Here is a 21997-nt window from a genome sequence, read left to right as displayed (position 1 = left end):
CCGGTCGGCGGGCACCACGCAGGCGGATCAGCTACTGCCAGGTGACGCGGACGCGGTTCAGCGGGGTGTCGAGGACGAAGACACCGGGCTGCTCGTCCGCGGGCGCGTCGAGCGGCAGAATCTCGAAGGCGGCGTCCCGGCCGCGGTACCCGCGGTCCCAGGTGCGGACCGCGTCGGCGACCTTGGCGGCCAGCTCATCGCTCCCGGGGCCGTGGCCGATGACGCCGAACTCCCAGAGCTTGTCGCCCTCGGGGGTCTTCTGCTCCGAGGGACGCCGCGCGAGGTAGGTGAGGGCGCCCTTCTCGACGGCGGCCGTGGCCGAGGGGTAGGGGTCCTCGGTAAGCACCGTGCCCTTGGCGGTCTGGGGGAAGAGCATCCGGATGAGCCCGGACGGCATGACGCAGGAGACGAACAGCTCCATCCATTCCGGGGACTCCCCCGCGCGGACCGTCATCCCGGTCCACTCCTCGACGCGCGGCTCATCAAGGACACTGGCAAGGGCGTCGGCGTCGAGCGCCAGGCCGGCCGGGGCCTGGAGGCGCACGGCGCCGTCCGTGCTGAGCGGCACGGCGCGGCGGTCGTCGTCGGCGATGCCCCGGCGCAGCGGCATGAAGGTGTTCATCTCCGAGCCGACCGAATGCCACCGGCCTTCGCGCGCCACGTAGATGATGGAGCGCGAGACGCTGCCCGTGAGTCGCTGCGGGGTGACGAGTCGGCCGCCCTCGGCGAGCTGGTCGAGCCAGGCGTGGGGGATGCCGTGCGCGCCGACGGTGGCGATGATCCGGTCGTACGGGGCACCTTCGGCGTGGCCGAGGGCGCCGTCGCGCGTCAGGGCCTCGACGTTGGTGGCTCCAGCGGCGGCGAGGTGGGCTCGGGCGCCTTCGACCAGGTCGTCATCGACGTCGATGGTGGTGACGTGTCCGCTCGGGCCGACGAGGTGGCCGATCAGGGCGGCGTTGTAGCCGGTGCCGGCGCCAAGTTCGAGGATGTGCTCGCCCGGCTGGGCTTCGAGCTGGTCCAGCATGAGGGCGACGACGGCTGGCTGGGAGGCGCAGGAGATCGAGGTGCCCTCGGGGTCGTACTTCACGTTGACCGGGCTGTTGTCGTAGGCGTCTGCCAGCGAGGTGTCAGGGACGAACAGGTGCCGGGGCACGGTGCGCAGGGCGGCTTCGACCGCGGGGGTGCGGGCGTGGCCGTCGGCCTTGATCTGGTCGACCAGGGCGTTGCGGAGCTGTTCGGCGTTGGCCCCGGGGGCGGCGAGTGTGTCGGTGTTCACCGTGCTGACGCTATGGGCCGCAAAGCCTGATTCTGTTGCTGACGCGGTGTTTTCACTCGAACCCATGATTGCCTCTCGTGCGATGTTGAACAGGGTGTGCTGGTCGGCGGACGGCAGACCGGCACGGTTGGCGTGGAAGATGGCGTGGTGCGCGATGACGGCGCGCAGTCCGCGGGTCAGGTCGCCCTGGGCGGCAAGGTAGGCGAGCGTGGTGCCGACACGCTCGAAGGCGGCGACCCAGTCGCCGTGGCCGTCCAGCGGCCCGCGCTCGCGGCACAGGCTGCGGGCTTCGGTGGTCATCAGGGTCCGCATTGCCGAGGTAAGGCGCGGGGACCCGGGCGTGCCGGTACCGGGGCGCAGTGCGGAGACCTTCGCCCACACGTCGCCCTGCTCGAACCAGTCGAGACCCGAGGCACGCATCAGGCTGCTCATCAGCAGGATGGCGGTCTCGCGCCGCCCCAGGTGCCCGTCCTTGACGGGATAGTTGAGCAGGTGGCGGCTGTCCTCGTGGAAGAGGGCGTGCGCGGCTGCCATGGCGTCCGCACCGCCGAACGCCTCGGTCTCCGGCTCGTAGTTCCCGGCCGTGCAGGACTGCGCGGTGCCGTCGGCCCCCCACTCGTCCAGCAGAGTCAGCACGGTCGGTGACGGCTGGTCGGCAACGTACCGAAGGCGCCAGGGCTGCTTGTTCATGAACCACCAGCCGCTGAACTGCCCGTCGGCCTCGGCGGCGAGCAGAACGGGGGCGAGGCGTTCCGTGACAGCCCGTCGCCCGGTGTCCCGGTCGGGGAAGGTGATGTTGTGCTGCTGCCAGCGAGCGGGACACATCGAGAAGTCCTTCGGTCGGGTTCAGGCGGTGAGCAGGCAGGCGTCCCAGGCGGTGCGGGGCGGCTCCGCGCTGTCTGCGGTGATCAGTCCCAGCGCGGTTCCGGCGGCACCGTCGAGGAGCCCAGGGCCCGCCGCGTCCTTCAGCAGCAGGGCGGCGGCGTCGTACGGGTCGGTGCCGGGCGGGACCAGCATGGTGAGAAGGGCGGGGATGATGGCGCGGAGCTGGCCGACGGTGGCCCGGTCGGCGTCGGCGGCGGCACGCGCCGCGATGTGGATCAGACCGGCGAAGCCGTGGCACAGGCCGCTGTCCGTGGTGACGCGAAGCTGCACGCGGTCGCTCAGCGCGTCCAGCAGGGCGGCCTCGGCCTCGACCTGGAGGTCGCTGTCGCCGAGAGCGAGCGCGGCGAGCTGCTGGGCACGGGCCAAGCCCGCGGTGCCATAGCACCAGCTCGGCCGCCGCGGTGCCGAGGCCGCGGGCCGGCCGCTGCGCAGTTCCTCGCGGGTGGTCCAGTACGGCCAGGCCGTGCCGCGCCCGGTGGGCGCCTTCCACTGCTCCAGCCAGGCCAGGATGGTGCGCATCGCCTGATGGTGGCCGGTGACGGTGGTGCCGCGGCGGGCGGCAAGCGCCAGCAGCGCGAGGACCGCGCCGACGCCGTGCGCCATGCCGTGGTTGGCGTGCCCACCGGGGAAGCGGTCGTCCGGCCTGCCGGACGGCCCGGTCGGTACCCACCAGCCCGGCAGGCGTTCGCCGCTGTCGGTGACCGGGTCGGTCAGACGCACGCAGTAGTCGAGAACGGCCCGGGTCACCGGGCCCGCCGGGTCGCGGCGCAGCAGGTAGGCGCCGTACCCGGTCAGGCCCCGGATGGCGTCGAACTCGGCGAGCACCGGAAGCTGCCCGGCCTCGACCCGGCGGTGCGCGGCGTCCAGCCGCCGCCGGGCGTCTGCCGTCACCTGCCGGTCCAGCACATCGAGGCCACGCCGGTAGGAGTCCGGAAGCTGGTCGGCGGCGCACGCCACGGCATGGGCGAGCGCCGGGGCGCCGTAGAAGGGGTGGCTGTCCGGGCCGCTGGTGAAGGGCTCGCGGGTCGAGGCGGCCAGCCAGTCGTGGGCGCGCTGCCAGGGGGCAAGCCCGGCCGCGGCGCGTTCGATGTGCAACAGGGCGATGCCTGTCGGGCCGTAGGCGAGGTGCTGCCGGTTGGCGTCGTCAGTGGCCGCCGTCGGCGCCTGGTCGGGGTGGGCGAGCCGGTCGGCGATGGCGGCGGCCACCGCGGCTGCTGTGTGGGTCACGGTCGCCTCCCGGCGCGGGCGGTGAAGGCCAGGGCGGCGGCGCGGGCCAGGTACAGGCAGACCTCTTCCTCAGGGAAGTCCACCGCGACATGCCGCACGAAGTGGACGTGCAGTAGGGAGGTCAGCACGCTGTCCACGGCGATGCCGTCGGCGTGCGGGCCGGACAGGTGCGGCCCGTACGCGGCGAGCGCAGCGGTGCGCTCGGCCCAGGCGTCCACGATCGCGGCGCCGCCGGGCGCTGACCGAAGGGCCGCCCAGTCACCGCGCGGGTCTGCCAGCCGCACGGCGTCGGTGAACTGCGAGCGGGGTACCGGGTTCGGCGAGGTCGGCTCGATGTGGTCGATCAGCCAGCGCGCGCCGGCGTCCGGGCCGCCGAGAAGGGCGGAGGCGATGGCGAAGAAGTGCGCGGCCACGAGCGTGCGCTGCGCCGGCCGGACAGGCTGGGCGAGCTGCACCAGCGTGGCCAGTGAGTCCGCGCGGAACACGGCCTCGGCCGCGTCCCACGCCGGTCCGGAGCCCCACCGGCCCGTCTCGCGGTAGGAGGTGGGGTAGCGCAGGTCCGCCAGCAGCCCGGCGGTCCGCAGTTCGTCGGCCCAGGCGCTGACCGTGTGGGTGGTGTCGGCGAAGTCGTCCGGGTCGGGCAGCGCGATCCGCAGGCGAAGGTGCTGCTGGGGGTCGCGGAAGCGGACGTACCACCAGCGGGGAGAGCCGAGGCGCCGCATCAGGTCGGGCACGTGCCGGGTCAGCAGGGCGTCTTGACGCCGCGAGTCGCCGTACAAGGCTACGAGGATCACCGGGGAGGTGGCGGGGGTCTGGATCTGAGCTGGGGAGAGCGTGCGGGCGGTGGTCGGAGTGGGCAGCGCAGGCCAGGCCGGAGGCCGGACCGCTTTGAGGGGGACCGCGATCTCGTGGGCCCGGCCCCCGCTCCAGCCGTCCGCCCCAGGAGGAGCGGCTTCCGTCAGCAGCGCCGTACCGGCGCGGTCGAGGTGTTGGCGCAGCAGGCTCCGGTGGCCGGGCTCATCGAGGTCGAGCGGCAGTCGCCGGTCGTCCTGGACGAGGAGCACGTGCTGCGGCAGGCGGCGGCGCTCCCGCCAGCCGGACAGTGCGGCGTCCCAGTCCGCGCCGGGCCGGTGGCGGTCGGGGAGGTCGTCGGCCTCCAGCCTCCAGCGGGCTGCTACCAGCACGATGCGGCCGTACCGCAGGCGGGGGAGGAACGGCATCGCTGCGGCGGCGCCCCAGTCGAACCTGGTGACCTGGGCGTTCTGCGCCCGGGACACCTCGGTGATCAGCCGCGCCAGGGGCGGGGTGTGCTCGGCAAGGTTGAGCGCATGCATGCCGACGGCCTCGACGCGCAGCCCGCGGTCCGGAGCAGCCAGGTACATCCGGCGCCCGTCGCACGCCACCGCCAGATCCGCCGGCGTGAGCACCGCGGCGTCGGGGGCGCGGTGCTCCTGCAGGCTGATCACCAGCGGCAGCACACGCGGGGCTCGGGTGACGTGGGCGGTGTCGGGCAACAGCGCGGGGAAGGAGAGCTGCGCGGCCACCGTGCCGGCGTCGGCCGTGGGCAGGTCAGCCAGCTCCGCTTGTAGGCGCTCGCGTTGCGCAGTGGGGAGGACGCCGAGGAAGCGTCCGACGGTCACCCCCGCTCCGCGGGCCACGCTGGTCATTTCCACGGTGAACCGACCGCGGCGGGCATCGGCAAGGCTGGCCGCGTGCAGTCGCACGCCCACCTCCAAGTGGGGCGGTACCCGTGGCTCTTGTGGTCCCCGCTCCAGGGCGGTCACGGTCTCGTCGGTCAGCACGACTTCGTCGCGGCCGTCGAGCGCGGCGGCCTGGGCGAGGCCGAGCAGCACGTCGTCCCGCGGCGACAGGCGCCGGCGGCTCGCTCCGGTCGGCCCGCCCGGGTATCCGTCGGGGTAGCCGATGCCGCTGTCCGCGACGACCTCCAGCAGCGGCACCATCGTGCCGACGCCGAACCGTTCGTAGAACCGCTGGTGGTACTCGTTCCACGGCTCGGTGCCGTACGGGCGGGCGCAGATCCTGGTGAGGATCGTGGCGGCGCGCTCGACCTCGCGGGCGACCAGATCAGGGAGCACCACGGTGGCGTCCAGGCACAGGTCCAGGGCGAGCGGGTGACGCCGGAGGCCCGGCACCAGATCACGCATCCGGGTCGCTACGGCGTCCCGGCCCTCTGTGGTGCCGCACTGCTCCAGCCCGGCGTGGACGGCGCGCAGCTCCCGGACGACGGGTGCCAGGAGACGAATGTCCTCGGCACGGACCCCGTCGAGCTGGGTGACCAGGTGACCGAGCGCGTCGGTCTCGGTCGCCGGCGCGTGGAGGTTGGTGATCAGCACGCGCCGCCGCACCAGGCCCGCGAGGAGCCGCTTGACGCGCTCCGGGGCCACCGCCGGGAACTCGGCCATCAGCTTCTCGGCGAGTTCCCCGATCCGGATCGGCGCGTCAGCCGCGCGGAGGATAAGCCGGACCGGCGCCGACAGCTCGACGGACACCTCGACCGCTCGCCGCTGACCGGTCGGCCCGTCGTCCTGGTAGGGAACGACGAGACTGCCGTCGCGCTCGAAGGTGGTGTTGTTGACGACGACCGACAGGAGCGGCAGCAGCTCTCCGCTTCTTTCTAACTGCTCGGTCAGCCTCCCCACCCACTCCGCACCGGCGCGGGCCACGACCAGGTGGTTCCGGCCCCAGCGGGAGTGGGGCTCGGCGTCGAAGGTGGCCGTGGTGACTCCGGCGAACAGTCCGAACGGTGTGGGCCGGTGCAGCGCGCGCAGGAGGTAGCGCGCCACCGACACTCCAACGCGGCGGACTTCGCGGGTAGAAGGGGAGTTAGCACCCTCCAGGACCTCGACTTCGGCGGCGAGAACCGGGCTGGCATGGCGGAGGGCCTGTGCGATGCCCGGGTCGTGCCAGATGCTGCGAATCCAGGCGAGGCGTCCGGTGGTGACCTCCTCCAACTCCTCGGCTCGGAAGGACCGGTCGTCGAAGTCCGGTAGGGGAAGCTGGGTCACCGACGGTCGAGCGGCTGCGCGCACCAGGGCGGTCGTGCCCGCCTTGAACGCTGGGGGTATAGCCACGTGACGTGTCCCTTCGTGCGTCTGGAGGGGCGGTCGGAGCCGACGCGCCGAGTAGCGCGACAGCACCGACCGCGGTTCATGACCTGATGGCCGGGTTCAGACGGTCAGGGTCAGTCAGTGAAGGTGACGCAGGCACCGCAGGAGCTGCCGCACCCGTCGTCGGTCAGGACGGTCAGCCCGGCCGCATCGGACACCTCCAGGAGGGAGACGTTCAGGTCGAACCCGTCCGACTGGCCGCCGGCCGTCGGCTCCTGGACCTGGGTGGTGCTCTTGGTGACGATTCGCGTCATAACAACTCCAGGTGATTCGTTGGTGTGTAGGACAGGTGGTGCTTGCCAGCGCACTGAGGACCGTGGCGTAGCGACGGGGCTACGCCATGGGGTCAGGTTCTGGCCATCCCGGTCCGATGGTCGGGCCGGGAAGCTCTGGGGTGCTGCTCGACGGTCCGGTCCTTTGCCCAGGACCGTCGAGCAGCCGTCTATGCGGCGGGCACAAGATCGTCCAGGCTGACGACCTCGTAGTCCCGCAGTTCGCGTACGAGCTGAGAGGCGAGGAACCAGTCGATCTGGGGGTGGTTGTAGGGCAGTGGAGCGTCCGAGGCGGCGAGGGGCTGGATGCCGTCGGCGGTGTACTGGTACGGGGTGCCGATGACGCCGTAGAGCGGGAACCGCGTGGCCAGCAGGGCGACGTGGCCCTGGCTCCTGAGCCGGGGGCACCGCCGGGCCGCCATCCGGGCGTGCTCCAGACACACCGGCGGCTGCGCGGTCTTCACCGGCCCGGTGTAGTCGTCGCCGTCGTCGGCCGTCTCCACGAAGAGGATGCCGTCGCTACGCTTCAGCGGGACCGTGCACACCTGGCAGCGCAGGAGCGCCATCGTGATGCGCTGGCGGAGCGGGTGCACCAGCCGCCACCTCGGGTTCCCGGTGGGCTGTCCCGCGAAGCCGAGTGACATGGAGTACCGGGCCCACAGCACGCCGCGGAGATCTCGGTCGGGCCCTGCCTCGTCCTTGTACCCGAGCCGCGGGCGCCGGTCAGGACCGATGCGTACGTTCAGGTTGAGGAGGGAGTCCGCCTCTTCGCCTTCACGGGCGGTGATGTACGGAACGACCAGGTCGGCTGCGGTGATCGTCATGCCGCGCTTCCGACCGTGAGCGCGAGCGGCCGGTGGGGGGCGACGATACGGCCGTCGGGGAGGAGTTCTCCGGTGTCCTCGAAGACAAGCACTCCGTTGCACAGCAGGCTCCAGCCCTGCTCAGGGCGGTGCGCGACGGGTCGCGCGGCCTCCCTGTCGGGAGCCATGGCCGTGGGGCACGGCGGGTTGTGCGCACACATGGTGCTCGTCCTCTCGGGTGGGAAGTTGGGACCTCTTCGGCCAGCTACGGTGCCGTGGGGGAACACGGTTCGGTCACGGCCGAAGAGGGGGACTTGTGGCACCGCCCCATGAGGGCCGCTATGGCTGCTTCGCTGTAGCCGTACAAGCGCCCCAGGGTGGTGGCAGTGCGGTCGCCCTCGAGCGTGAGTGGTCTCCCTCCCCCCACTCGACAACGAAGCAGGGATCCGGGTGAGACGACCACTGCACGCGCAGGTCTCTTTAATCGCGGTCATGCCGCGCCCTGCGGGTCACCTGCAGGCACGATGCAAAGCTCGAGTCCCACCTCACGGAGCGGCAGGAAATGTGTTGCCTGGTTGGTGTATCCCTCGAACGTCAAAACGGCCCTCCGGTCAGGCGGATTGGTAGACGGTGACGAGCACTGCGAACACGGTGACGACGAGGAGAACCTGAGCGATGGCCTGTCTCCAGCCCCAGCCCTTCGCATCCATCCACCGCAACGGTCGCCTTCAAGTCGGACCGGACAGCTCCTCGGGGATCACGAGGTGGATGAATGCCTGGTACCGCTCACCCAGCTCCTTGATCACAGCGCGATACTCGTCGTCATCGGAGCTGATGTTGTGCCGGTCGAGGACGATCACGCCGTCCGCGAAGCCGCCTCGGATCAGTCGCTCGACCTCCCCCCAACCAGGGCGCTTCCAGGGCGGCGTGTAGACGCCACAGCCGGCACCCGAGCCGGGGAGGCACGTCGTGGTCACGGGAACGGCTACGTCGTGAAACCTCGCTCCCATTGCGTAGCCACGCTGCTCAGCCTCGGTCTGGTGGGTGTTCCAGTCCTCATCCGGCCTGGCACGCCTGCTAAGCACCAAGCTGTACGCCAACACACGGAGACGGCGATCACCGGAGCGGCGGTCGCACCTTTCGGTCGCCTCGCGACGGAACTGCTGACGGAGCCGGACGAGCTCGCCCCTGCGCGCCGGACGCTCCAGCGGGGCGGGTTTGCGGTGCCACTCCTGGGTTCGAGCAGTGTCGGTGTCCGTTCGGTCCCGGGATCCCATCAGGCTGATCCGTGGACTGGAGACGGCGATCATGTCGCCCAGGCTTCTACGTGTCTTCATGGTCGCCTTCCCCTAGATCGCGCTCAGCCCGCGCAGGGCTCATCCGACGGTTGCGCAATGCGTTCGGTCCGACCGACCACTACGTTCGCCACTGACGTGAATCAGGTCCGTGCCAGGCGCCGTTCGGATACCGTGTGATCAGCTCGTACCGACGATGAAAGCGGTACGGAGCCCCGGTGGGCAGGCCCTAGATGGAGCCTCACACGCTGGCTCCGCAGGCCCCATGGAGAGCCGCCCCTGTCGCTGACATCGACCGCGGGTGAACGAAAGTCCACGGTGGAGGAGGAAGCGTGGGGCAGCAGCCGAACGAGCTGACTCCGGACGCCGGCCCATGGCACCGCTGGGGTTACGAGCTACGCCAGTTCCGCGAGGCCCGTCTGCTGTCGCAGCAGGCTCTGGCTCGCAGGGCGTTGATCGACCGTTCACATCTCGGGCGCTTCGAGCGCGCTGAACGTCCCGTCCCGAAACATGCGGCCATCACTCTCGACGACATCCTCGATGCCGCCGGTGCATTGGTTCGTGGCTGGGACAGCGCGGAGCGCGAGGCCCCCCAGGATTGCTCTGTCCCGGTGTCCAGAGCCGGGACAGCGACTCATGGGGCCAGTACCCGGGGCCATGGGGCCAGCGCCCCAGAGACCCTGGCCATGAACGCGGTCGTGCGGGCAGGCTCGCTTGGAGACGACACGGACACGGTCGTCGTCCCCGCCCGCATCCACGGAAGGATCCTCTTCGTGCCCGTGCCCCGCCGCGTTGTTCTCGCATCAGGGATCGCCGGCCTGGCTGCGACAGCCATGCCGGCCGCGACGCCGGCGGCTGCCACCGAACTCGCCGACATGGGGTCTCCCTTCGAGCACTTCGCGCAACTCCGCCGGGTCATGATCCAGACCGACAACCTCATCGGCCCCCGGCACGTGTTGCCCGCCCTGGAACAACACCTCGTCTCCCTTGCCACAAGACGTCGATCCGCTCGTGGCACCGACGCCGTCGAGCTTCTCGCCTTGGAGACGCGATACGAAGAGCTGGCAGGCTGGTTCGCCCAGGACATCGGCGACGAGCGCACCGCCCACGGCCACACCGCGAAGGCACTGGACGCTTCCCACATCACCGGCGACACCGATCTCACCGCGTACATCCTCGGCCGTAAGGCACAGTTGGCTGTCGACACCGGTCATCCTGCCGACGCTCTCGGCCTCGCCGCAGCCGCCCGACGCACCGCCCGACCCGGGAGCCGCCTCGAAGTCATCGCCGTTCTGCACGAGGCCCACGCGCGTGCCGTACTCGGTGAAGGCAGCGAAGCCCACAGGGCTTACGACACCGCGCTTGCTCTTCTCGGGCGCGCGGGCTCCGACGGTGTCTGGGGTTCCTGGCTCGATGCGGCGTACATCAGCACCGCCCGAGCTCGCTCCCTCGCCGCACTCGGCGAGTATGAGCAGGCCGCGGCAGGCTTCGACAGCGCCCTCGCAGTGCTTCCGTCCGCATATCGCCGGGACCGCGGTGTCTACCTCGCTCGCGCTGCACGTGCCCATGCGGGCACAGGCAACGTGACCCTCGCTGCCCGAATCGGTGGGCAGGCCGTCGGGATCGCCGCCGAGACCGGATCTGCCCGCATTTTCGGACAGCTCGACCGGCTCGACCAGGCACTGGCCCCCGCAACCGGTGAGGACGGCGTCGCCGAGTTCCGCGCCTCACTCGACCGCATCGTTCTGCATCCCGCCTGACTCACCCGCGTACACCGCCTGGAGATACCGTGCCCCGCCCGTACGTCCTGCTGTCCGCAGCTGTATCGATCGACGGCCACCTCGACACCCGCCCGGGCGAGGACCGGCTCCTGCTCTCCAACAAGGAGGACTTCGAGCGCGTCGACTCCGTACGAGCCAGTGTCGACGCGATCCTTGTTGGCGCCGGCACACTCCGCGCCGACAACCCCCGACTCCTCGTCAACTCGACGGAACGCAGGGCGTCCCGGGTCGCCGCCGGTGAGCCGGAGTACCCGCTGAAGGTCACCATCACAGGAACGGGCAATCTCGACCCCGGCTGGAAGTTCTGGCACCACGGCGGAGACAAGCTCGTCCTGGCCGTGGGCCACGAGGCCACCGCGAAGGCTCGCGCCAACCTCGGTGACCTGGCTACCGTTCAGAGCGTCCCCGCCGAGGCCGTATGGCCGGCCGCGCTCGACATCCTCGGTGACGAGTACGCCGTCAAGCGGCTCATGGTCGAAGGGGGTGGCACCGTTCACACACAGCTCCTCGAAGCCGCTCTTGCCGACGAACTCCAACTCGTCATCGCCCCGCTCCTGGTCGGCCAGTCCGATGCGGTAAGGATGCTCGGCCCCGCGAGCTACCCCGGCGGCCCGGCCGCCCGCCTCCGGCTCCTGGAGACCCGCCAGATCGGTGACGTGGTACTCCTGAGGTACGCCCCCAAGGACACCTCGACGGAGCCCCGATGAGCATCACCTCTTCAGCCGGCGCCCCCGGCACCGGCCGCGAGCCCAACAGCGCAGACCGGAACTGGCTCACCCTCGCCTGTGAGCTGGCCGCCCTCTGCCCACCTTCGGAGACCGCCTTCAGCGTGGGGGCGGTCATCGTCGCGGCCGACGGGACCGAGCTCGCCCGCGGCTACTCCCGTGAGAGCGACCCCCACGACCACGCAGAGGAAGGGGCCCTCGCCAAGCTCCCCGCCGAGGACGCCCGGCTCGCCACCGCCACGATCTACAGCTCTTTGGAGCCATGCGCCAGACGGGCATCCCGACCTCGCCCCTGCGCCCAGCTCATCCGCGACGTGGGCCTCCGCCGCGTCGTCACCGCTTGGAGCGAACCGGATACGTTCGTCGTCGGCGCCGATGGCACCGAGACCCTCGAAGACGCCGGCGTCACAGTTCTTGCACTGCCTGAGTACGCAAACGCTGCACAGGCGCCGAACCGGCACCTCCTCTGATCCTCGGATTCAGGGAACCTCCAGGGTCTGGGCTTGATCCGCTTTGACGGTCATTCGAGATCAGGGTTAATTAAGGCCCTCATCGTCGCCCGCGAGGGTGATCGCCGCTGCAAGCTCCCGCCGCGCCAACGCGCGCTCGTCGCTCTGGTGCACCTGCATAAGCACGACACCATGGCTCAGGTAGCCGCTGGCTTCGAGATCTCGGTCGGCACGGCACACGCCTACACCACCGCGGTGATCGGCCTCCTGGCCGCGCAGGCCTTCGGCCTGCTCAAGATCCGTCCTGGCGCGTCTCCCGCAGCTCCCGAATTAGGCCCAGCCACATGACGTCAACCGCCAAGGCGGTCCTCACCCTGGAGAGGCGCCGCTGGAAATGCACCTAGTCTCCGCCGGGCTGCCGGCGCTCCAGACCAAGCAGCTTCAACAGGTCAGCCGTCACCACCCGGTAGGCGTTGCCGAGGCGCAGCACCTTGACCGGGTACTCGCCCTGTTTGGCGAGTCCCGTCGACATCAAGGTCGTCTCGGAGACTCTCGGCCACTCCGAGACCCGGATCACGCGAGCCATCTACCAGTCCGTCCTCGACGACCTCGCTCGCAACGTCGCCGAGAAGGTCGTGCAGCTCGTACCGCACGCCCGTAATCCCCTGGCGGCTGTCCGTGATGTTAGCGCCGAAGGCAGACACGCCTCCTCTGCTGCCGAGGATGGCGCCGCCGCACAGAAACGACCCATCACAGCAGCATCGTTCCGCCTGACGGTGAACGGAAAAAGAGCCCCGGTCAGAGCGAAGCTGACTGGGGCTCCAACTTTTGTTGGTCACAGCAAACCGCGCTGCTGTGCCCATTCGGTGACGGCCCCTGAGGTGCGCTCTGAGAAGCCGGTGGGGTTGAGCTCCCCTGCGCGGGTAATGAGCCCGGTCTCGGGATAGCCATAGGTCTGCAAAAGTTCGTCGGCGAGGACGGCGGTGGCTTGCAGGAGACCGCGCTCGCAGTCAGCTAGGTCGTCAAGGAGGACGCCGGCTTCTGCCGTAGCGTGCGGGTAGTACTCAGCCGTCAGTGGCCGCGGCCGCCCTGTCGCCGGATCGACCCGGTCAACACGGAAAGGCACGATGTCTGGCCGGTCGAGATCGATTACCCGGGCCTGCGTCGGATGTGCGGCCATGTCAGCCACCAGAGTGACGTTGGCTTGTGCGAGACCGCTGGCGGCTGCCCGGTCGCGTGCGTGGGCTGCCAAGAAAGGCAGGGCGCACAGCAACGGATACACGACGTCTCCGGGCTCCGCGGTGTGGAGTTGGGCTTCCTCGTAGTCGCCCACATGGATCCGCCCATTCAAGGGCAGCGCAATGGTGGCGCTGCCGTCGCGGTGCAGCTCGGCGCGCGCGGAGTACCTGCCGCCCCCATCTGTCACGATCAGCCGCCGCGGACCGACGTTCACCCGACCGAAGTTGCTGGCTGGCTGCCCGAGGTAGAGCTGAGTGCCAAGGAGCTCTCGCTGGTAGCGGGTGAATCGCGCGGAATCGATCACCATGTCGCCGGGCTGCTCGGGAACCACAGTGACAATCACATGCGGTGTGGTGCGAGCCGCCAGGGCGTCGACCAGGTCCTCTTCGATGTCGGCGAGGCGCTGTCCGCGCTCGGCCGCTGCGGTGAAACGTGCGCGGTAGGCGGTGGCGACGTCGGTTTCAGTCAGCCACTCGGTTCTGCTGCCACCGCGCCGGGGGTAGCGCAGAACGTCTCTGGACGACTTGCTCGCGGGGGCTGTCACGGCGTGCGGGCCAGCGGGACTGCGTGGCACGGCCAGCAGCAGGAAGCCGTTGCCCGGTGCGTCGGGGTTGTGGACAGGGATGGGCTCGTAGGGAACAGGCGGCGCCGTATTGGCCACGATGACCTGTCGGATATGGCGTAGTCGAGCATCGTCCAAGTCAACGTCGAACACCCGACTGGGCACGCCTCTGCTCTCCGCCATCCCGATGACGAGGAGCCCGCCTGTGTGATTGGCGAAAGCAGCGATGTCCTTGGCCAGCTCCTCGCGACCCCGCTCGTCCTGGCTGTAGTGCGCCTGCTTGTAGTCGAGGTCTTCGCCCTCGGCTGCTTCAGGAGTGCCCACAAGCTCAGCGATGCTTTGGTAGTCCAGTTCATCGAGCCGCTGGCCCAGCAGGGCTTCGATCCTGCCCAGTCGCGTCACCATGTACAGACTCTACTGTCACCCCGAGTCCAACGACTCAGACGGGCTTGTCCACCACTGTCAGCAGCGCGGCGGCAATGGCGATCAGCGCCTTGGCCTCGTCCCGGCTGTACGTGAACGTCTTCGTGACCTCGTCCTCATGCACCGATCCACTGGTCTGGTCCTCCACGGCCACGCGGATCGCCGCCCACCGCTCGTCCTTGCCGCGCTGGCGGGGATCTTTATTGAGAGGCCAGGTCCATCCGCTGTGAAGCCGGATCCACTCCAGGGCCCTGCGGGCTTCCAGAATCGCGCCGTCGATGTCGTCCTCCAGGAGCCGACGCTGCGCGGCACGCAGACGCTGGGCCGGCTCCGCGCGGGGGTCGTCCTGAAGAGGGAACGGGACCTGCATCTCGAAGGCGACGGAAGGACCGAGTGCGTTGATCTGATCGATCCAGCGGCTCTTGGCAACGCTGAAATGCAATACCTCCGTCGTGCTCCCGGGGTAGCCGGCAGCCTGAGGAAGCGTGCCGGTGATTTCCAGCTCCATCCGTAGATCTCCACCAAGGCGAGCCTCGTTGACGGCGTGGAGTTGGGCCGGGGTGAGGAGGAACTTCAGGACCGTGCTCGCGGCGCCGATCTTGGGGCTGAACGGGAGCATCTCCGTCACCCGCCCGATGAGCGTTCGCTGGTACGGCTGTCCGGTGCCGTAGAGATCGACCTGCAACGCCAAGAGCCTGCGGCCCTCCGTGGTGGGATCCGGCGCCTTCACCTTCAGGCCCATCTGGAGGCAGATCGTGCCCATGCCCCGGAGAAGCTGCACGCTCTCCTCTTGGATGCTGAGGGCGAAGTCCCCGGCGCCAGTGTCGAAGCGCATCACGTTCACGACTGGTTCCTCCGTAGCGGTGTCTCTGCCGCCGATTCTTCATCAGAAGCCGCCGAAGATCTTCTTCTTTCCGAAACCGGGCTCACGCCGTCTTCTCCAGACGTCACACCGCCCCGTGCGCCCAGACGAATTCGTGCACGCGCCCTTGACCGACAGAGAATGCGCTGGGCCTGGGGCTGCAGGCGAACAGCCGTGGACCGGAGGAACGGCCCGTTGAAGGCATCGTCTCGGAGGTGCTCAGTGCGCCAACCGCGCTCAGTTCATCGGCGAGCACAAGCCAGTCATCGGCGAGCACAAGCCAGGCGCTGGGCCCGGGGAGGGTGTACGCGGTCTCACGGTTCGAGTCGCGGTCGGATCGGCGTGACGTTTTCAGTCGGCCGGTGAGCTCGCCCGCCCGACCTTCCCTCCCTGGGTCGTGCCCTCCGGCGCTGAAAGAGTGCTTGCCTGCACCGGCCGGCGCAACGCTCGTCCCGTCCTCACCGTCGTCCCAGTGGAGCGAACCTGCTGGCACGAGCATCACCTGCATGCTCGTTCCCTCTGCCGCCACGTACGGACCCGCTGCTCGTATCTGGCTTCGAACGCGACTCGCTTGATCGGTGTTTCGCATTTCAGTGAAAGCGCAGGCGGCTTCCGTCTGATTCCGCCCTCCGTCGCAGAGGTACGGGAACAGCGCGGTTGGTTGTCACCGGTTCTGCTGCTGTGCGTCGAGTACCGCGTCGTGTAGTTCGCCCATCACCGACCGTGGGACCTCGTCTCCGGTCTGCTGGTACCAGAAGGTGCCCAGGGGGACTGGTCGGCACCATGCCCAGACCACAGTCACTCCGCCGCAGGCCATCCCCCACCTCACGGCAGTGACAGACTGAGGGAGGGAGCGACAGCGTGATTTCACATCACCCCCGACCAGCTCAGAGGCGTCATCCGCCCCTCCGCTCCAGGGATTTTTCAGGGACTTTCAGCCCTGTCCGAGGGACTTTTCGCTGCCTAAGCGTTGTCCCGTAAATGATCTACGGCGTGCTCGCTGACCTGCTTGTTCCTTCGTCACCCGGCGAGGGTGAGGTTGTGCAGGCGGGCGATGCCGAGCATCGCGTGGTGGACGCCGTCACCTTTGAGGCGGCAGTCGCGGAGGATCTTCCAGGTCTTCATCCGGGCGAAGGCGTGCTCGACGCGGGCGCGGACCTTGCGGTGCGAGGCGTTGTGCTCCTCTTTCCATGGCTCCAGTTCGCTCTGGCCGGGTTCGCGGCGGTGCGGGATGACCAGGCCGGTGCCCCGGTAGCCGCCGTCGGCGATGACCGTGGTCCTGCCGACGGCGGCCTTCGCGCCGGACAGCTCCCACGCCTTGCAGTCGTTTCGGTTGCCGGGCAACGGGCGGCCGACCGCGACGACCAGCCGGGTGTCCGCGTCGATGACGACCTGGTGGTTGGTGGAGTACCGGTAGTTCTTGGACTGTTCGGCGATGCTGTGGTCGCGGGTGGGGACCAGGGTGCCGTCGACGATCAGCACGGTGTCCTTGCGGAACCGCTTGCGCTGTTGGAGGGCGAGCGATGGCCCGAGGTGGTCGATGATGCGGTCGGCCGCGGACTTCGACACCCCAAAGAGCGGCGCCAGCTGCCGCAGGGTCAGGTTCGTCCGCCAGTAGGCGGCGACCAACAGGACGCGGTCCTCCAGCGGCAGGCTCCACGGCCGGCCCTTACGCACCGGATCCGCACCTTCCCGCCGGAGCGCAGTGATCAGCTTGCCGAACTGACGCGGGCTCAGCCCGCTGAACGGGCCTATCCAGGAGGGCTGCGACGCCGTGATCACACCAGACACAGCAAGATCATCTCACCCCTGACCAGCAGTTACGGGACGGGTCTTAGCGCAGCACCCCTGAAAGACCGGAAAGGGCCTCCGACGCAGGTCAGAGGCCCTTTCCGAGGCAAAGGCCCAGGTGGGGGCAGACGAGTCGGGCTGTACGCCGGGTTCTGTCGCCCGACCAAGGACAAGGGCGCCAGCCAATCTTGGCCGATCAGGTCGCGCGATTCACCGCTTGAGCTTGCAGCCATGCCTCTACCTCCGGCCAGCGGTAGCGCAAATAGCGTCCGACCTTGTGGGCTCGCGGCCCCTGGCGTCGGTGATTCCATATATAGACCGTGTTCAGCGGTACGCCCAGAAAGTCAGCCAACTCCTCCGCGCTCATCAAGGGACAACGGTCCCCCGCGCCGCCAGCGGCTTCTTCCGCGCGGGCAGTGGTTCGACGCATGGGCACTCCAGAACGGTTCGAAGCAGGCAGGAAAGAACCACGTGAGCGGTATTCCGCCGTGGTGGTGCACGGAACGTTTGCATTAAATTCCGGCCGGACCAAACAGAGGGCCTTTCGACGAAATACCTACGACTCTTGCGAACTCTCAAAGGACACCGGCGAATCTTCGCTGAGGGTTCGGCGAGGGCTCGCCGAACCCTCAGCGAGCATTCACCTAGGTGAAATCTTCTCTACCACTCTGCACCCTTTGTCGCGAAGACCCCAAGAATGCATTTGACATCTTCAGCTCGCCTGGATCAACATCCAATTCACTCAGGGCGCGATGAACGGGCAGACAATCTCGCCGGCGACGATGGCCCTGATTAGAAAGAGTCCACAAATAGACTCAAAGGGCCGTTGGAAACTAGGAGTTGAGTCGATGCCGTACGACCGCTGGCACAAGTCGCGCCCGAAAGACGGGGAGTCGACCTGCAAGGAACACGGCAAAGTCCCGACGCGGGATCACGGGACGGGGAAGCGGTGGCAGGCCCGATGGCGCAACCGGGAAGATGTCCAGCAGACGGAACTGTTCCGCACCGAGGTCGAAGCCCGCAAGCACGAGACCAAGATGCGGTCCGGAGTGGACGACGGCTCGTACATCAACCCTCGTGCCGGTGAGGTCAGGGTCGGTGAACTCGCCCTTACGTGGCTCAAGGGGCACGAACACAAGAATCCACGGACTTACCGACGCCACAAGGAGCGGGTTCTCCTGCACGTCGTTCCTACCGCAGTTGGGAAGATGCGCGTAAAGGACGTGAACGCCTCATCTTTGCTGGACTGGCTGCACGACCGTCGCAGGCTGCTCGAAAGTTCCACGCTGCGCCTGGTCTTCGACAATCTTCGGGCTGTCTTTGACCTGGCCGTGGACGACAGCCTGATACACAAAAATCCGTGCCTCGCCAAATCGGTGCAGGACGCCAAGCCGAAGCGAGGAGGTGGCGGCCGGGCAGAGCTGACCCTGACATGGGAGGACACCGAGAAGATCCGTGCCGAACTTCCAGACCGCTATAAAGCTCTCGTCGACTGTGGTCGCGGCCTGGGTCTTCGGCAAGGAGAGATATTCGGCCTGTCACCAGAAGATATCGACTGGGCACATCCGGACGGCGCCATGGTGCACGTGCAACGGCAAGTAGTCCACGACGGCTCGTTCCTCGTATACGCCCTCCCCAAGGGCGGAGACGACGAGGACCCGAAGGACCGGTGGGTCGAACTGACCGACGACGTGGCCATCCCCCTCCGCGAGCACATGGAGAAGTACCCGCCGGTCGAGGTGACCCGACCGTGGGGCAGCAAAGGCGGCGACCCGGTCACGGTGCGGCTGATCTTCTACACTCGGGAGAAGACCGCCATTCAGTCGAATTGGTTCAACTCCTACTGCTGGAAGCCGGCCCTGGCGTCGGCCGGCCTCATCAAGCCCCTTGAGCCCGACGCGAAGGGACGACGCTGGGAGAAGTCCCGCGACGTGATGATGCACGCGCTCCGACACTTGTACGCGTCGATGATGATCAACGGCGGGGTAGACGTGTACACGCTCGCGGACCGCCTCGGACACGCCGATCCCGCGTTTACCCTGCGTAAATACGTGCACCGGGTCGTGGGAGCCGGTTCTAAGGTCCGCATCGCGGTCCGGAGCGCCTACACCAGGGCCGCGTGAGTCCTGCTCCGTTCGGCTTGCGCGACAACCGTGCAAGATGATCTTCGAGAGGGGTCATTTGCGCAGGTCAGAAGTCTGTCTACGAGTTCCGGGACTACGCCATGGGAATCGGGCACCTGCAGCAGCCGCGCGTGCCGCGCAAGGACCGAAAGCCGGACGACGCCTTGTCCGAGCAGTTCAACCGCGGGCTTAACTGGAAGGTCGACGACGACGAACGCAGACCCCTCTTCGCCGTAGGCCCGTTCGAAATTGACCTTGTGTCGGCCGAGGACGCCGCCTTCCGGCTCGTGACCGACGCGTACGAAGCCCTGCGCCTCGACGAAGGTAACCCCGTTCCTCGTAGGTAGACATACAAAGTTCAGCGGGGGTAGCGCGGACGGCGGGGCTCTGGCCGCCGTGACCCCGTTCTCCCTGTTCGAGAGACATGGACACGGCGAGCCCGCTTGCTGTGACCGGCCTCGTGCCACGCTGTCGGTGCCGTCTGGTTGGCTTGGCAACGTGATGACGCTCGACGCCGCCGCTCCCTCCAGGCCGCTGCCAGGTAACCGATCGTCCTTGTGCAGCGTGCTGCTGTGGATGGCCAGTGACACCTTCCGCTGGCTGGAGAGCGGATACAGAAGCCCTCCCGCCCCCAACGAGGAGAGTTTCACAGACATGAACATGCGCCATTTCCGCGAGTTCCTTGACCGTCGAGTCAAGGTAATCCAGTTCGACAAGTCCGCGGAACGCGTTAACGGCGCCGACTGGGAGATGTGGATACACAACCGATCCCACGGCATCGGACTGCGGATTCAAGCCAAGAAAGCAGACCGGTACGGCCGTTATCTCTTCGAGCACGCAGTGAAGAAGCAGCGGGCCTACCAGTGCGACCAGTTGATCCAGCACGCGGCTGCCGTGCAGTGCATGCCGCTCTATCTGCTCTACAACCACTGGGCCTGGGACGGCGGCGAGCAGGACAAAGCCGCAAATGCCGGCCTTCTCTGCGGCCATGTAGCCCAGGACGGCTCGCACCATGGCTGCAGCCTCGTGTCCGCGCACGACGTACAGGCTGAGCTGTACCGACGGCAGCAGTACCAGAACATCCGCCATAAACGGCTGTGGCAGAGTTCCCTTCCTTGGAATCGTGTTCTGTGCGACGAACGGCTGCCGCATACACGGCGCGGCGGCGAAGAGGTACTGCGAAGCATCTTCACAGCCGTGCAGCATCTGGATGGCTCCGGGCGCGCGGCGGTGGCTGGCGCACTTCCCAGCCAACGGCGCGTCCGAGCCAATGGCCGAACATTCTCCTCGGCCAGGGATGCAGCCACGTCTCAGAAGTCTGTTGGTGATGAATCCAGGGGTGAGCGCTCCGACCCCTCTCGACGAGTGACGCCCAGTCACATGAGGTGGGGGGAAGAAGCCTTCGCTCAGGTGCCGTACGAGGATACGTCCGAGGCTGCTGACGCGGTCCTGCATGAGGGCCCGCAGGTGCTGCCCGGACATGTCCGGGCACTGCTGGACGCCCATGAGCTTGAGCCCCCACCGCCTCCCGTCCCTACCCGCTGCACGATTCTGTACGACGTCAGCGACGACGACAGGAACGAACCGCCTTCGGACTTCCTCGGGTGCGTCCGACCCTAGCGGGGAGCCAACTCTGTGAGCAGGCACCTGCCGCCTTTCTTGGGAGAACGCGGCAGAGGCCTGCTCGTTCACGCGGTGGCTTACATCGAGGCCTTCCCAATGTCCCAACTCCCCTGCGCCCACTACCTCGTGTGCTCACGACGCGGCTGCTGCCGCGGCCTCCCGCAAGGCGGCAGCCGGCACGGAACCGGCGCCGACGGATGCGACGGAGGTCGAGGAGCGGTCGCTGGACACCTACGACCGGATCTTCGGCGTCATCGACGGCGGACTGAGCACGGGCGAAGGGGCAGCGTGATGAGCACGAAGAACAGCACCAACCAGGCCAGGACCAGCCGCGACGTCGGCTCCGAACTGATCTATCTGACCTAGGCGTTGAAGGCCCGGCCCTGCGGGATGCTGCCGCTCGGCTCGCCGAGCGGGCCCGTGATGAGGGCTGGAGCCACGAGGAGTATCTGGCTGCCTGCAAAGGAGGTCGCCGCCCGCGACTCCCACGGCGCCGAAGGGCGCGTCCGGGCGGCTCGTTTCCCCCACCCGCAAGTCGCTGGAGGACTTCGACTTCGATCACCAGCGGTCCGTGAAACGCGAGGCCATCGCCCATCTGGGGACGCTGGACTTCGTCGCCGGAAAGGAAAATGTGATCTTTCTGGGGCCGCCCGGCACCGGCAAGACCCACCTCGCCACCGGGCTCGGCATCCGGGCCTGCCAGGCCGGCCACCGGGTCGCGTTCGGCACCGCCGCCCAGTGGGTCACCCGCCTTGCCGAGGCCCACCAGGCAGGGCGTCTGAGCGATGAGCTGACCCGGCTGGGACGGATCCCGCTGATCGTGGTCGACGAGGTCGGTTACATCCCCTTCGAGCCCGAGGCTGCGAACCTGTTCTTTCAGTTCATCTCAGGCCGCTACGAACGCGCCTCGGTGATCGTGACCAGCAACAAGCCCTTCGGACGCTGGGGCGAGGTCTTCGGCGACGACACCATCGCCGCCGCGATGATCGACCGCCTCGTCCACCATGCCGAGGTCATCTCGCTGAAGAGCGACGGCTACCGCATGCGCGCGTTGTGCTCTCAAGCCATTCACGCGCGAAGTAGACACCCTCGCGCCCCTTCTCTTGTTGACGCTCGCCAGCTGCCATGAGATCAAGCTAAGGGTGGCGGCCCGCGGCTTTCACTAGGACGGTCACTTTGAGTGCTTTCCGTTACGCACAGGCATGAACCTGACCAAGCTGACACGCGTCCACTGGAGCAGGGGCGACCCTCGAACTGCCAACCCAGCTAGCGCCTTTGCCATACGCGGGGGCTCATCAAGGGGCCGACCGTGCGCGGGCAACAGGTCCGCTATGCCATAGAACCCTCTGGAGCTCACTGCTCAGTTGGGTAGCGCGGCCTTGAGCCAAAGTGTCCCGTAACGGACGTGCTGGCGCCGACTGCGGGAGTGGAACGAAGCTGGCGTGTGGCAGCGGCTCCACAAGGTCCTACTCGCCGAACTCAACGCGGCGGCGAGGCTGGACTGGTCCGTTGCTTGGTCGACGGGCCGCGGTC

General features: G+C 68.2%; 17 protein-coding genes and 3 pseudogenes. 8 read left to right on the top strand and 12 right to left on the bottom strand.

Annotated features, from left to right (window positions below):
- Positions 1-31 precede the first annotated feature (31 nt).
- The 7 genes from fxlM to OG245_RS30360 all read right to left on the bottom strand — a co-directional run bounded on the left by fxlM (position 32) and on the right by OG245_RS30360 (position 8928).
- Entirely contained in the window at positions 32-2101 is a 2070-nt protein-coding gene (gene fxlM, locus OG245_RS30390; protein WP_371626550.1) for a methyltransferase, FxLD system, read from the bottom strand.
- Between the two features lie 21 nt (positions 2102-2122).
- Entirely contained in the window at positions 2123-3388 is a 1266-nt protein-coding gene (locus OG245_RS30385; RefSeq protein ID WP_371626549.1) for a lanthionine synthetase C family protein, read from the bottom strand.
- A complete protein-coding gene (locus OG245_RS30380) occupies positions 3385-6480 on the bottom strand; it encodes a lantibiotic dehydratase (protein WP_371626548.1) in 3096 nt (1031 codons plus the stop codon). The genes OG245_RS30385 and OG245_RS30380 overlap by 4 nt, the downstream gene beginning before the upstream one ends.
- Positions 6481-6590: 110 nt before the next feature.
- The gene (locus tag OG245_RS30375) at positions 6591-6770 is read right to left on the bottom strand and encodes an FxLD family lanthipeptide (RefSeq protein WP_028444064.1); all 180 of its coding nucleotides are present in this window, start codon (positions 6768-6770) and stop codon (positions 6591-6593) included.
- A 188-nt stretch (positions 6771-6958) separates the two neighbouring features.
- Positions 6959-7612, bottom strand: a complete 654-nt coding sequence (locus OG245_RS30370; protein ID WP_097930521.1) for a hypothetical protein — start codon at positions 7610-7612, stop codon at positions 6959-6961.
- Positions 7609-7812, bottom strand: coding sequence for a DUF5999 family protein (locus tag OG245_RS30365; protein WP_037830893.1), 204 nt, complete (start codon positions 7810-7812; stop codon positions 7609-7611). Before OG245_RS30365 ends, OG245_RS30370 begins: the two co-directional genes overlap by 4 nt.
- 507 nt (positions 7813-8319) lie before the next feature.
- Positions 8320-8928, bottom strand: a complete 609-nt coding sequence (locus OG245_RS30360) for a hypothetical protein (protein ID WP_371626547.1) — start codon at positions 8926-8928, stop codon at positions 8320-8322.
- A 290-nt stretch (positions 8929-9218) separates the two neighbouring features.
- Between OG245_RS30360 and OG245_RS30355 the strand changes: the two genes are divergently transcribed.
- From OG245_RS30355 to OG245_RS30345, 3 genes and pseudogenes are all read left to right on the top strand, one after another.
- A complete protein-coding gene (locus OG245_RS30355; protein WP_371626546.1) occupies positions 9219-10646 on the top strand; it encodes a helix-turn-helix domain-containing protein in 1428 nt (475 codons plus the stop codon).
- 29 nt (positions 10647-10675) lie between these two features.
- Positions 10676-11862: pseudogene (locus OG245_RS30350) on the top strand (dihydrofolate reductase family protein).
- Positions 11863-11889: 27 nt separating this feature from the next.
- Positions 11890-12138, top strand: a pseudogene (locus tag OG245_RS30345) (transposase family protein); the annotation flags it as partial.
- 103 nt (positions 12139-12241) lie between these two features.
- Here the strand turns inward: OG245_RS30345 and OG245_RS30340 are convergent.
- The 5 genes from OG245_RS30340 to OG245_RS30320 form a co-directional block, all read right to left on the bottom strand.
- Complete coding sequence (locus OG245_RS30340; RefSeq protein ID WP_371628105.1) at positions 12242-12427, bottom strand: hypothetical protein; 186 nt, start codon at positions 12425-12427, stop codon at positions 12242-12244.
- A 249-nt stretch (positions 12428-12676) separates the two neighbouring features.
- Entirely contained in the window at positions 12677-14047 is a 1371-nt protein-coding gene (locus OG245_RS30335; RefSeq protein ID WP_371626545.1) for a helix-turn-helix domain-containing protein, read from the bottom strand.
- Between the two features lie 34 nt (positions 14048-14081).
- Positions 14082-14909: a hypothetical protein gene (locus tag OG245_RS30330; RefSeq protein ID WP_371626544.1), complete on the bottom strand. Its 828-nt coding sequence runs from the start codon at positions 14907-14909 to the stop codon at positions 14082-14084.
- 1038 nt (positions 14910-15947) lie between these two features.
- Entirely contained in the window at positions 15948-16718 is a 771-nt protein-coding gene (locus OG245_RS30325) for a transposase (protein ID WP_371626543.1), read from the bottom strand.
- A 196-nt stretch (positions 16719-16914) separates the two neighbouring features.
- A complete protein-coding gene (locus OG245_RS30320) occupies positions 16915-17085 on the bottom strand; it encodes a helix-turn-helix domain-containing protein (RefSeq protein ID WP_329923862.1) in 171 nt (56 codons plus the stop codon).
- Between the two features lie 385 nt (positions 17086-17470).
- On the opposite strand from OG245_RS30320, the gene OG245_RS30315 reads away from it, so the two are divergent.
- From OG245_RS30315 to OG245_RS30295, 5 genes and pseudogenes are all read left to right on the top strand, one after another.
- The gene (locus tag OG245_RS30315; RefSeq protein ID WP_371626542.1) at positions 17471-18841 is read left to right on the top strand and encodes a tyrosine-type recombinase/integrase; all 1371 of its coding nucleotides are present in this window, start codon (positions 17471-17473) and stop codon (positions 18839-18841) included.
- A 101-nt stretch (positions 18842-18942) separates the two neighbouring features.
- Positions 18943-19188 carry a hypothetical protein gene (locus OG245_RS30310; RefSeq protein WP_371626541.1) on the top strand — a complete coding sequence of 82 codons (246 nt, stop codon included), beginning with the start codon at positions 18943-18945 and terminating at the stop codon, positions 19186-19188.
- A gap of 154 nt (positions 19189-19342) precedes the next feature.
- Positions 19343-20461: a DUF6615 family protein gene (locus tag OG245_RS30305; protein ID WP_371628029.1), complete on the top strand. Its 1119-nt coding sequence runs from the start codon at positions 19343-19345 to the stop codon at positions 20459-20461.
- Positions 20462-20894: 433 nt separating this feature from the next.
- On the top strand, positions 20895-21593 hold the full coding sequence (gene istB / locus OG245_RS30300; RefSeq protein ID WP_371628028.1) for an IS21-like element helper ATPase IstB: 699 nt from the start codon (positions 20895-20897) through the stop codon (positions 21591-21593).
- A gap of 277 nt (positions 21594-21870) precedes the next feature.
- Positions 21871-21995 (top strand): annotated as a pseudogene (locus OG245_RS30295) (IS5/IS1182 family transposase); the annotation flags it as partial.
- Between the last annotated feature and the right edge of the window lie 2 nt (positions 21996-21997).

The organism is Streptomyces sp. NBC_01116 (assembly GCF_041435495.1).
GTDB lineage: Bacteria > Actinomycetota > Actinomycetes > Streptomycetales > Streptomycetaceae > Streptomyces.
This window is presented reverse-complemented; position numbering and strand designations above follow the sequence as displayed.

What these genes read in the sequence shown, in the direction of transcription:
- fxlM (WP_371626550.1), bottom strand. Translation starts at nt 2,101, where the DNA reads ATGTGTCCCGCTCGCTGGCAGCAGCACAACATCACCTTCCCCGACCGG.
- OG245_RS30375 (WP_028444064.1), bottom strand. Translation starts at nt 6,770, where the DNA reads ATGACGCGAATCGTCACCAAGAGCACCACCCAGGTCCAGGAGCCGACG.
- OG245_RS30370 (WP_097930521.1), bottom strand. Translation starts at nt 7,612, where the DNA reads ATGACGATCACCGCAGCCGACCTGGTCGTTCCGTACATCACCGCCCGT.
- OG245_RS30365 (WP_037830893.1), bottom strand. Translation starts at nt 7,812, where the DNA reads ATGTGTGCGCACAACCCGCCGTGCCCCACGGCCATGGCTCCCGACAGG.
- OG245_RS30360 (WP_371626547.1), bottom strand. Translation starts at nt 8,928, where the DNA reads ATGAAGACACGTAGAAGCCTGGGCGACATGATCGCCGTCTCCAGTCCA.
- OG245_RS30340 (WP_371628105.1), bottom strand. Translation starts at nt 12,427, where the DNA reads ATGGCTCGCGTGATCCGGGTCTCGGAGTGGCCGAGAGTCTCCGAGACG.
- OG245_RS30335 (WP_371626545.1), bottom strand. Translation starts at nt 14,047, where the DNA reads ATGGTGACGCGACTGGGCAGGATCGAAGCCCTGCTGGGCCAGCGGCTC.
- OG245_RS30320 (WP_329923862.1), bottom strand. Translation starts at nt 17,085, where the DNA reads ATGAGCGCGGAGGAGTTGGCTGACTTTCTGGGCGTACCGCTGAACACG.
- OG245_RS30315 (WP_371626542.1), top strand. Translation starts at nt 17,471, where the DNA reads ATGAACGGGCAGACAATCTCGCCGGCGACGATGGCCCTGATTAGAAAG.
- OG245_RS30310 (WP_371626541.1), top strand. Translation starts at nt 18,943, where the DNA reads ATGGGAATCGGGCACCTGCAGCAGCCGCGCGTGCCGCGCAAGGACCGA.
- OG245_RS30305 (WP_371628029.1), top strand. Translation starts at nt 19,343, where the DNA reads ATGACGCTCGACGCCGCCGCTCCCTCCAGGCCGCTGCCAGGTAACCGA.